Below are 2,483 nucleotides of genomic sequence, written 5' to 3' on the forward strand. Positions count from 1 at the left end.
CTAGCGTGACAGCTTCCCAGTCTCCCACCTATCCTACACAAGCCGTCCCAAACACCAATGTCAAGCTGTAGTGAAGGTCCCGGGGTCTTTCCGTCCTGCTGCGCGTAACGAGCATCTTTACTCGTAGTGCAATTTCACCGGGTCTGCGGTTGAGACAGCGGGGAAGTCGTTACGCCATTCGTGCAGGTCGGAACTTACCCGACAAGGAATTTCGCTACCTTAGGATGGTTATAGTTACCACCGCCGTTTACCGGCGCTTAAGTTCTCAGCTTCGCCACCTCACGGCGACTAACCGGTCCCCTTAACGTTCCGGCACCGGGCAGGCGTCAGTCCGTATACATCGTCTTACGACTTAGCACGGACCTGTGTTTTTAGTAAACAGTCGCTTCCCCCTGGCCTCTGCGACCCCCACCAGCTACAGGCAGCACGTGCCATCACCAGCAGAGGCCCCCCTTCTCCCGAAGTTACGGGGGCAATTTGCCGAGTTCCTTAACCACAGTTCACCCGAACGCCTCAGTATTCTCTACCTGACCACCTGAGTCGGTTTGGGGTACGGGCCGCCGCAACACTCACTAGAGGCTTTTCTCGGCAGCATAGGATCACCCACTTCGCCACAATCGGCTCGGCATCACACCTCAGGCTACATGAGAGACGGATTTGCCTATCTCTCGCCCTACATGCTTACCCCGGGAACAACCATCGCCCGGGATGGGCTACCTTCCTGCGTCACCCCATCGCTTACCTACTACCAGATCAGGCCGAGCGTTCACTCCACCGAGGCCCGAAGGCCGCAATATCGCTAGGACTCTTAGTATCACTGGATTCGATATGGGCGCATCACAGCGGGTACGGGAATATCAACCCGTTATCCATCGACTACGCCTGTCGGCCTCGCCTTAGGTCCCGACTTACCCTGGGCGGATTAGCCTAGCCCAGGAACCCTTGGTCATCCGGCGCAGAAGTTTCTCACTTCTGAATCGCTACTCATGCCTGCATTCTCACTCGTGCCGCCTCCACAGCTGGATCACTCCGCCGCTTCACCGGCGACACGACGCTCCCCTACCCATCAACGCAAACCTTCGTCCACGTCAATGCCACGACTTCGGCGGTGTACTTGAGCCCCGCTACATTATCGGCGCGGAATCACTTGACCAGTGAGCTATTACGCACTCTTTCAAGGGTGGCTGCTTCTAAGCCAACCTCCTGGTTGTCTCTGCGACTCCACATCCTTTCCCACTTAGCACACGCTTAGGGGCCTTAGTCGGTGATCTGGGCTGTTTCCCTCTCGACTACGAACCTTATCGCCCGCAGTCTCACTGCCACGCTCTCACTTACCGGCATTCGAAGTTTGGCTGACGTCAGTAACCTTGTCGGGCCCATCTGCCATCCAGAGCCCTACCTCCGGCAAGAAACACGCAACGCTGCACCTAAATGCATTTCGGGGAGAACCAGCTATCACGGAGTTTGATTGGCCTTTCACCCCTACACACAGGTCATCCCCCAGGTTTTCAACCCTGGTGGGTTCGGTCCTCCACGCGGTCTTACCCGCGCTTCAACCTGCCCATGCGTAGATCACCCCGCTTCGGGTCCACAGCATGCGACTCAAACGCCCTATTCAGACTCGCTTTCGCTACGGCTCCCCCACACGGGTTAACCTCGCCACACACCATAACTCGCAGGCTCATTCTTCAAAAGGCACGCAGTCACATCACAGACGAAAGCAAGCTCTCGTCTACGCTCCTACGGCTTGTAGGCACACGGTTTCAGGTACTATTTCACGACCCCTCACCGGGGCGCTTTTCACCTTTCCCTCACGGTACTTGTTCACTATCGGTCATCAGGGAGTATTTAGGCTTACCAGGTGGTCCTGGCAGATTCACACAGGATTCCTCGAGCCCCGTGCTACTTGGGATCCCCTCAACAAGCCCACGAAATTTCGCCTACCCGGCTCTCACGGTCTACGGCAGCCCTTCCCAGAGCTTTCGACTACCTCGAAGGTTTTTTACTTGCCGAAGCCTCGGCAGAGACTTCAAGAAGGTCCCACGACCCCGCATGCGCAACGCCTGCCGGCTATCACACACATACGGTTTAGCCTCATCCGCTTTCGCTCACCACTACTCACGGAATCACTTTTGTTTTCTCTTCCTACGGGTACTGAGATGTTTCACTTCCCCGCGTTACCACCAACCGCCCTATACATTCAGGCGGAGGCAACACCACATGACTGGTGCTGGGTTTCCCCATTCGGACATCCCCGGATCAACGTCTGGTTGGCGACTCCCCGAGGCTTAACGCAGCCTCCCACGTCCTTCATCGGCTCCTGATGCCAAGGCATCCACCGTGTGCCCTAAAAAACTTGGCCACAAAGATGCTCGCGTCCACTATGCAATTCACAAACAACAAACAGCCAACCAACCCAACCCGCCACCAAGACACCTCACCCACCCCGACACGCGAGACAGTGAAACCGGTATGACGGAAGA

At 56.5% G+C, this 2,483-nt stretch carries 1 rRNA gene; it reads right to left on the bottom strand.

Going from position 1 to position 2,483, the window contains the following annotated elements:
- Positions 1–2,362 (bottom strand): 23S ribosomal RNA (locus tag Acor_RS41825); the annotation flags it as partial.
- Between the last annotated feature and the right edge of the window lie 121 nt (positions 2,363–2,483).

This window comes from Acrocarpospora corrugata (genome assembly GCF_009687845.1).
Lineage (GTDB): Bacteria > Actinomycetota > Actinomycetes > Streptosporangiales > Streptosporangiaceae > Acrocarpospora > Acrocarpospora corrugata.